We start from the raw sequence: 9,553 nt of genomic DNA on the forward strand, positions 1-9,553 counted from the left end.
GCGAAAGCGTTATAATTTTAAACAAATATAGGAGTTACAATTTGCCTTGCTTTTTTAAATAGCTGATTTTTTCCTGAAAAGATCCGAACAGCAGGAACAATCCTACCATAAAAACAACTAAACTTAAGGTCCCTAATGTTACCCATTGTAGTGTTTCCATACCATTATATTTGAGAATACCTATTTCAACAATTGCACAGATCCCGAAACCTAAAAGAACTGTTCCCAAACCTCCTTTGATTAACCAATTGCGTTTATGAGAAGTATTCAACATGTGAAGATTTTAATTATACATAGACTTAGCTAAACTTGACAACATAGGAAAGTATTGTCCTATTCACTCGTGAAATTAAACTCTAAGATACGCAGAAAAAATAGTAAAACTACATGCTACTTGTTTAGTGATGAAATCAAGAAATATTAATCTCATTTAGACAGCTATTTTTCTGTAAAACTGATATATCATGTAACTCAAAAGACGATAGGCTTTTAAATCAACACGTTTTAAGTGCTTAGTATATCGTTCTAATTCGTGATCACAGAAGCGATTAGGTACCCCACTTATAAAACCTTTATATTCATTTTCACCATAAATTACCTCCCTCTTATTTCTTAGCAAACTTTTGTCTGTAATGATCTGGATAGCATGATGTCTATGATCACATGTAATCTTATTAAATATGTCTGATACTGTGGATTTTTCGCCAGACAGGTACTGAAAAAAATGTCCCTCATGAAAAAGTAACATTCCCTTTATACCAATTGAGTTGTTGGTACATTCTGTTTGGCAAAGTAAATTTTTAACTTCATCAATAGATACTTCACCGGTAAGTGTACTTACATAGCTAATCATTCTATACTGTTCTCCCATGACTAAAATTTATAGTCAAATATCTATCTATCGGACTGGAAGCCTGTCCTGAATATTTGATTTTGTAATAAATAGGAGAACTATCCTGCTTTTTTACGCAGGCTATTGCGACGATACTCGCTGGGAGACATCCCTGTGAATTTTTTAAATGCTGCGTAGAAAGCAGACTTACTGTTGAAGCCTGACTCCAGACCTATGGCAATAACGGTATATTGATCAAATTCAGAATCAAGCAAAATATCTTTTGCGTAGCTAATTCGATATGAATTTACCGCATCATTAAAACTGAGACTACCATCTTTATTTAACATAGTTGATAAGTACGACGGCGATATGGTTAACATTGAGGCGAGTTTTTCCAATGAAAGTTTAGGATCCAGAAAGAGTTTCTGATCAGTAAGCAATTGATTAAATTTGATCGTGATATCAGAATCAGAAATGCGTACAACACCGGTATTTGACATCGGTTGTAGTGCACCCCTTAAATTTTTTCGCTGTCCTGAAAGCTTGAGGTGACCCAAACCTAAATACGCCAGTATATAAGTGAATATAGATAAAAGTACCCAAAACGGGATGTAGTGATCCATCCTAGTGGTATATAAAAAATCAAAAATAGGCGCCGCAATCCAAAAGAATCCTGTAAAGAACAGGAAAAGAAGAATTACCTTTAGGCTCTTAAAGTATTCTTTAGATAAGTAATTTATGCTAAGATTTTTATCTCGCTTGTACGAGTTGATTAACAAATAAAGTAATATACTCTGTGTGAATACTGAAGAAAACAACATTACTGTAGATAGATGATCAAATGAATACCCGCCATACCAGTCCAGAAACTTTTGTGGCTTCCATCCAAAGATAATCCTTAAAACCTTTAATAATGACAAACCAACAAAAGGAGAAATCAAAAGCCAAATTTGATATCTCTTTAATTGTTGCCCTATAAAATGAGCTTTGTAAAAGAGTAACAGCACAGGAGCAAAAAGTAGTTCCCATGGTAAAAATGCGTAGATTAAATTTGGATAAGCATTTAGTACTCCAATAGATAATAAAAAAGGCTGCAAATTAGCGATGGCAATAAAAAATACTAGTGCAGCGATAAAATATCCTATAAAATTCCGATTGGATTTATAGGAAAGCAATAAAACACAAAAAACAAACCCTTGAAAGATGCCTAAGCCGATAATTATATTCAAACGAAAAAATTCAATTTAATAATTGCCTAATATATTGAAATTATGAATGTGAGAAATAGTTTTGTTTTCACTAGATATCCTTGATTTATAAATGTAAAGATTTTCTTAAAATCTTTTTTTTTCTGTGCTAGAACATCAATCTATTTAAAGAAAGAAAAATAATTGATGTAACCTTTTTTATTAAAAACTATATCTGGGACATCGACATGGTTTGTTACCAAAATCCAAGCGATATCCTAAAATGAGTTCGTGACTACCAGACTGCCCCGCTTGTAATTCGTTGAGTATATAGTCATACGAGTAACTCAGCAATACTTTTTCCCAAAACCTAAATCCAACTAAGGCGTAAATCGACTCTTCGTTACGATAAGAAGCTCCCGCCCAGAAACGATTATCATAAACATATTTGCCCCCGATCTCCCACTGTAATGGTGCAGGATCCACGTATTTAATCAATACACTTGGGACTATTTCTGAGTCCTTATTAATTTTAAATCTAGTTCCTGCCAAAAAGTTAAAGTTGCGGTTAATTTTACCCGTAGGCTCTAAAATATTGTTTGTAATATCAAATGGTATTTCTCTATCCAGTAGTTGATTAACTGATAAACCTCCAAATAAATAATCTGAGTAAAAATAGACTCCAATACTCGTGTCGAATTGAAAGTTACTAAAGTTCCTGACTAATACATCATTAGGGTTTTGAACTAAAAAGGCTTGCGATTCATCAAACCTGAACTGCGTGGCTCCAATAAAAGTTCCAAATGATACCCGCCAGTCATCACTCATACGCAGGTGATAGCCAAAACTCCCGTAAAAACCGCTTCGACTTATTGGTCCGGTCTCGTCCGTATAGGCGAATAATCCCAATCCTGTTCGATGCCGGTCATACCGCCCGGGGAGTTGACCTTGTAATAACATTAGCGGTGTATTCACACTTATGGTATAACTACGTGGAGCCCCTTCAAATCCGGTCCATTGATTTCTAAAACCCGCGTTTATATCCATATAATCTTCTAATCCCGTCAAAGCAGGGTTAATCACAAAGGGATTTTGCAGATATTGCGTATACTGAGGGTTTTGCTGTCCATAACAAATTCCGACAGCGATCAATACTACGTAAAAAATAAACGCTCTTCTCATTATCGTATAATTGTTATTGAACCTCTAAAGGTTCGATCTTTTAAATCATTTAATTCGAGGATATAGTAGTATGTCGCTACCGGTAAAAGTTTACCGTCGTGAGTACCTCCCCATTCATTCGCATATCCTCTGGTTTCAAACACTTTATTTCCCCATCTATTGAAGATCATTAGTTTATTATCAGGATATTGTTCAATTCCCTCTATATAGAACGTATCATTAGCACCGTCGCCATTAGGCGTCATTGTATTAGCAATCAACTCTGAGAACGGATCTCTTATAATGACTAACTCCTCTAGATCATCTCCATCGCTGTTCGCATCTGGTTCATTAAAAATGTAGTCAATAAGATTTAAGATTTCACTCCCTTCAAATTCTGGATCAACCTGTACAAGAATATCCAGACTGGCAGACTCTCCAGGGAACAATTGATCTATACTCCAGATAGGATTACTGTAAGTACCCACACTAGCTTCAGCCGATATAAATAATAAGCCTGAGGGTAAATTATCGTTGATCGCTATACCTGTAGCTAATCCCCCTGAACTATTTTCAACGGTGATTGTATACGTGATAATTTCTTCTCGCTCTGGATTATTATTATCTACGGTCTTCGTAAATACCAAATCTACCGGCTCTGCAAATATTTCAACATCAAAACTACACGTACTTACGTTACCTCCAATATCTATAACCTGATAGATTACTGTAGTAATTCCTATGTTGAATAATTCTCCTGATGCAGAGTTAATACCTGTAGCTGGACTCTGAGCAGTCGTTGCTCCACTGAGATCATATATAATTTGTGTGATTTCACAATTATCATTTGCAGTGACATCGATATTTTCTACTGCGACAGGCTGGCCATCTATACTGCCTAGAACAATATCGTCCGGACAGCTAATAACAGGAGGTTCTGTATCTTCTACAATGACTTGTTGCTCTTGAAAACTAATGTTTCCACTACTGTCTTCGTAAAACCATGTTATGGTATAATTACCTTGTACATCAATGGTGAGTGGTGTTGAGGTATATCCAAAAATAACTCCTTCACAATTATCAGTAGCAGTAGGTTCTGTCAAAACAGCCACACATTCCACAATTACATCAGGTAATACCGCTAGATCCGGTACAGGAGCCATAGTATCTTCAATGATAACGTTTTGAGTTTGAGAAGATACATTCCCATTACCATCATCATAGTCCCAGGTAATGACATAGCTGCCGGGAAGATCGTACGCTACGGCATCTTGAGTGGTAGCTGTAATACTACCCGCACAATTATCTGTTGCTGTAGGGAATTGAGTGATGGTAACACTACACTCACCTACAATGGTGGGAAGTGCCGGGATATCTGCCACAGGAGAGAGTGTATCATCTACAATAACAGTTTGAGTCTGAGTGCTGGTATTTCCAACATTATCTGTATAAATCCAATTAACAAAATATTCGCCTTGTTCATCATATACAGTTGGATCACTAGTTGTTGCAACAATGACACCCGCACAGTTATCTGTTGCTGTAGGCGGATTCAAGGTAACCTGGCATTCAGCCGTGACAGTTGGTAGTGTTGTTAAATCTGGAACTGGACTTGTAGTATCCTCTACAATAATAGTTTGAGTTTGAGTAATATTATTGCCTGATCCATCAATATAAACCCATGTGATTAGATAGGTACCAATTATGTCATAATTGAGAGGATCGGTCGTTGTAGCATTAATTATTGTACCACTACAACCTACCACGGCCGTCGGAATGTCAGTAATCGAGACGTCACATTCCCCAGAAATATCCGGCAAAGGATCTATAGATGGAATTATATCAGTTGAATCAATGATTGTAACGGTTTGGATTTGATTGCTTATGTTACCATTACCATCATCATAAACCCAGGTAATAGTGTACGTTCCTATAGCGGTGTACATCGTTGGATCTGTAGTTGTGGCGGTAATTGGACCCTCACAATTATCGGTAGCTGTTGGGAAGTCCGTAATTTCTATCGAACAAGCTGCTGTCACCTCAGGCAAATTGGTAATGTTAGGTAGTGGGGCGGTTACATCATCAACAAATACCTGTTGGGTTTGATTCACGCTATTACCTGCGCCATCACTGTAGGTCCAAACAATCGTATACGTACCTTGCTGATCGTAGCTTGTAGGGTTTGTGGTTGTTGCTATGATTTCATTTCCTTCACAACCAATCAGAGCCGTTGGTAATTGAGTTACAGAAACCGAACACTCTCCTGTTAAGTCAGGGAGATTTAAAACCGTTGGTGTAATAACGTTAGTCTCCTCCACTTCTACTGTTTGCTGCTGCGTGGTATCATTACCATTACCGTCGTTATACATCCAAGTAATTACATAAGTTCCAACTTGATCGTAAAACAGGGGATCTGTTGTGGTTGCAGTAATACTTCCCGTACAGTTATCTGTAGCGGTAGGTATTGTAGTGACTTGAACATTACAGGTACCGATGATGACAGGTAAATTTTGAACATCAGGAACAGGAGCCGTGATATCATTAACGATAATGGTTTGTGTTTGCGTTGGAATATTACCATTTCCATCATCATAACTCCACGTGATGGTGTATGTCCCCTGATCTGTATATACAATGGGATCATTGGTTGTTCCCGTTATTACTCCAACGCAATTATCCGTAGCTGTTGGAAAAGGTACCGTGGCATTACACTCAACAGTAATTGTAGGTAATACCGGTTCGTCAAAAACCGCAGGTATTCCATCATCGATAATTATCGTTTGATTTTGACTACTGGTATTACCATTACCGTCATCATAAAACCAAGTAATTGTATATACTCCCTGAACATCATAGGTCGTGGGATCAGATGTTGTTCCAACAATGGTTCCTTCACAGGCATCAGTTGCCGTTGGTGCGGTTGCTGTGGCGTTACATTCTTCTGTAATTGTAGGCAATGTGGATACATCTGCTACGGGAGCGGTGGTATCATCTACTATTACGGTTTGTGTTTGAGTTGAGATATTGCCATTCCCATCACTATAGCTCCAGGTTATTTGATAAACTCCTTGATCAGTATAAAAAGTAGGATCAGACGTAGTACCAGTAATAGTGCCATTACAATTATCTGTAGCCGAAGGTGCTGTCACTGTAACATCGCATTCTCCTATTACATCGGGCAAATTAACTGTATCTGGGTTTGGTGCTTCATCATCAGTTACCGTTATATCAAAACTGTAAGTAGCACTGTTTCCTGCTGCATCAGTAACCTCAAAGGTATTTGTGGTAGTACCGACAGGAAATGCTGCGCCAGAAGCTAGTCCGCCGGTCTGCACAACAGTTTCGCCTGCACAGTTATCTGCTGTAGTTATGGTGTAAGTAAACACTGCACTACACACCCCGGCATCATTACTAAGAGTTTGATCCCCGGGACCTGTAATGGTAGGGTCTTCATCATCTGTTACCGTTACATCAAAACTGTAGGTAGAAGTGTTTCCTGCTGTATCGGTAACCTCAAAGGTATTTGTGGTAGTACCAACAGGAAATGCTGCGCCAGAAGCTAGCCCACCTGTCTGCACAACAGTTTCACCTGCACAGTTATCTGCTGTAGTAATAGTGTAAGTAAACACTGCACTACACACCCCGGCATCATTACTAAGAGTTTGATCCCCGGGACCTGTAATGGTAGTGTCTTCATCATCTGTTACCGTTACATCAAAACTGTAGGTAGAAGTGTTTCCTGCTGTATCGGTAACCTCAAAGGTGTTTGTGGTAGTACCAACAGGAAATGCAGCGCCAGAAGCTAGTCCGCCCGTCTGCACTACAGTTTCACCGGTACAGTTATCTGCTGAAGTGATGGTGTAGGTAAACACTGCACTACACACTCCGGCATCATTACTAAGAGTTTGATCCCCGGGACCAGTAACGGTAGGGTTTTCATTATCAGTTACCGTTATATCAAAACTGTAAGTAGTACTGTTTCCTGCTGCATCAGTAACCTCAAAGGTATTTGTGGTAGTACCGACAGGAAATGCTGCGCCAGAAGCCAGTCCGCCGGTCTGCACAACAGTTTCACCTGCACAGTTATCTGCTGTAGTAATGGTGTAAGTAAACACTGCACTACACACCCCGGCATCATTACTAAGCGTTTGATCCCCGGGACCTGTAATGGTAGGATCTTCATCATCAAGTACCGTTACATCAAAACTACATGTATCACTTGATCCATCTAACGCTGTAAAGGTGTATATAATCGTAGTAACGCCCACTGCAAAAGTATCTCCGGGATTGTGTGTGCTGGTGGTTGTAATTGCTCCACAGTTTGATGTTGCGGTAGGGGGTGTCCAGTTTACAGCAGCCTCACATACGTCTGGATCATTAGATTGAGTAATATTTGTAGGACAACTCGAGATCACAGGTACCCCTGGATCAATAATCTCTAACGTAACTGCCGTTCTCGCTGTGCTTACACAAAGTGTGGTTGTGTCAAAGCTCTCTGCAAAATATGTGATATTCCCAACTGTATTCAATATAGGATTCGTCACCACATTTCCGGCTGTTGGCGCATCATACCAAACGACATTGATTCCTGCGGGCGCAGTAGCTGTTGCTGTAAGGGTCTGTATAGGATTTTGTTCGCACTCTGACTGGTCGCCACCGCTTACAGGAGCATTAGGTGGTGCAGGATCAGTAAGCGTGATCGTTTGTGGCACACTGCTACAGCCTGTTAAGGATAAGGTTATATCACTATATACTCCTGCATCGAGATTTTGAATGACATATATACCGCTACCATCTGTAATGGCATTTAGAGGCCCTGTAGGCACGCCATCATCCAAGTAACTTAGTTGATAAGTTTCAAGAGGTAGTAAATCTGCGATAGTGATGAATCCCTCGGTACCGCCGCACGTGACTGGATTAGTACCTGTAAAAACTCCTTCAACATCAGGAATAGTGAGTAGCACAGCGGTTGAAGTGATATCTCCACAGGTAAAGGCTGTATTGCTTACAATAACTTGATATTGATTACCGGTAATGGAAAGATCAACATTAGATAGGGATAATATCGCTGTAGTAACCCCATTGTAAAATCCGCCATTGGAAAGATCGGTAAATGTAGCTCCGCCGTCTGTACTTTCTTGCCATTGGTAATTTAAATTACTCCCACTTGCACCCACTGATATGGTCCCCGTATCTCCTAAACATATCACTACATTACTAGGCTGAGTTACAATAGTAGGACCTATACCTACTTCAATAAAATCAAACGTACCATTACCATCTCCATCGGCGGGAGTAGGATAAGGAATTGCAGCCGTCACACTTCCATCTGCCTCTGTCGCCGGTGGATTACCTGTACCGTAGAACCCATTATCTCCACCATCAGCAGTAGGATCATCATAAGCTTCATTGGCATCACTACAACCATCCCCATCACTATCCAGATCGTAACAATCTAATAAATCATCACCATCGGTATCGATAGCAACAATCCCTTTAAAACCTATAAAGGCTGTATTTAATCCTACTCCTTCGTAGTCAAACGTGATAGACTGGACAGCAAGGCTAAAATCAGTTATGTTAGTCAACTGAGGAAAAGCTAAAAGTCCAAATGCTTCACTACCATTACCATTATCTGTAGGATCCTGTACGTAATAAATTCCACCTAAATTAAATTTCTCAATAAACTCTGGATTGTCTCCTCCTATCCCGGGGTAGTCCTCAGTATTCGACAAGATGTTGAAATTTACATTGGATAATACTGTTCCGTTTTCTAATACGACCGTAAAATTTCCTAAGCGCGAATTAGAATTACCACTGCGTCCTAAATCTCTTATATATATTTTAGGATCTGTCACAGGACTATCAAAGGTGATCGTATAAGATCCATTGCCTGCAGTACCTTCTGAGAATGCTATCAGCGTTGCGTTACCTGTATTGACAAATTGACCTCCAGAGGTGGAAACAATGATCGTAGAACTATTCACGATAGAATTTAAATTAGCGGTTTGATTACCAGTACCACTCGTTGATCCTCCTGTGTTCCATCGCCTGGAATCTCCACATTCTACCAGATCGAATATCCCATCATTGTCATCATCAATATCGTCGCTGTTCTGCACAAGATCAGTATCAAAATCAATAAATACAGGATTACAAGTTCCTGACACACTTGCATCTATCACCATCGCATTCGTACCGGGATAACTTGCTGCTACGACACTCCCATCAGGATTTGTTGCAGGAGGGACTCCGGTACCGTACTCACCGCCATCGCCACCATCTGCAGTGGGATCACTATAGGCCTCATTGGCATCACTACAACCATCATTATCACTATCCAGATCATAACAATCCAACAAATCATCAC

The 9,553-nt window shown here is 39.4% G+C and carries 5 protein-coding genes; all 5 read right to left on the minus strand.

What is annotated here, in order from left to right; genetic code table 11:
- Positions 1-34 precede the first annotated feature (34 nt).
- The 5 genes from ABD000_RS01495 to ABD000_RS01515 all read right to left on the minus strand — a co-directional run bounded on the left by ABD000_RS01495 (position 35) and on the right by ABD000_RS01515 (position 9,542).
- Positions 35-274, minus strand: a complete 240-nt coding sequence (locus ABD000_RS01495; protein WP_343762894.1) for a hypothetical protein — start codon at positions 272-274, stop codon at positions 35-37.
- 156 nt (positions 275-430) lie between these two features.
- Positions 431-871, minus strand: coding sequence for a BLUF domain-containing protein (locus ABD000_RS01500; protein ID WP_343762896.1), 441 nt, complete (start codon positions 869-871; stop codon positions 431-433).
- Between the two features lie 80 nt (positions 872-951).
- Positions 952-2,064, minus strand: a complete 1,113-nt coding sequence (locus ABD000_RS01505) for a helix-turn-helix domain-containing protein (RefSeq protein ID WP_343762898.1) — start codon at positions 2,062-2,064, stop codon at positions 952-954.
- Between the two features lie 180 nt (positions 2,065-2,244).
- A complete protein-coding gene (locus ABD000_RS01510) occupies positions 2,245-3,204 on the minus strand; it encodes a PorP/SprF family type IX secretion system membrane protein (protein WP_343762900.1) in 960 nt (319 codons plus the stop codon).
- Positions 3,204-9,542: an HYR domain-containing protein gene (locus ABD000_RS01515; protein WP_343762902.1), complete on the minus strand. Its 6,339-nt coding sequence runs from the start codon at positions 9,540-9,542 to the stop codon at positions 3,204-3,206. The genes ABD000_RS01510 and ABD000_RS01515 overlap by 1 nt, the downstream gene beginning before the upstream one ends.
- Positions 9,543-9,553 lie beyond the last annotated feature (11 nt).

Source organism: Gangjinia marincola, assembly GCF_039523415.1.
In the GTDB taxonomy this organism is placed as follows: domain Bacteria; phylum Bacteroidota; class Bacteroidia; order Flavobacteriales; family Flavobacteriaceae; genus Gangjinia; species Gangjinia marincola.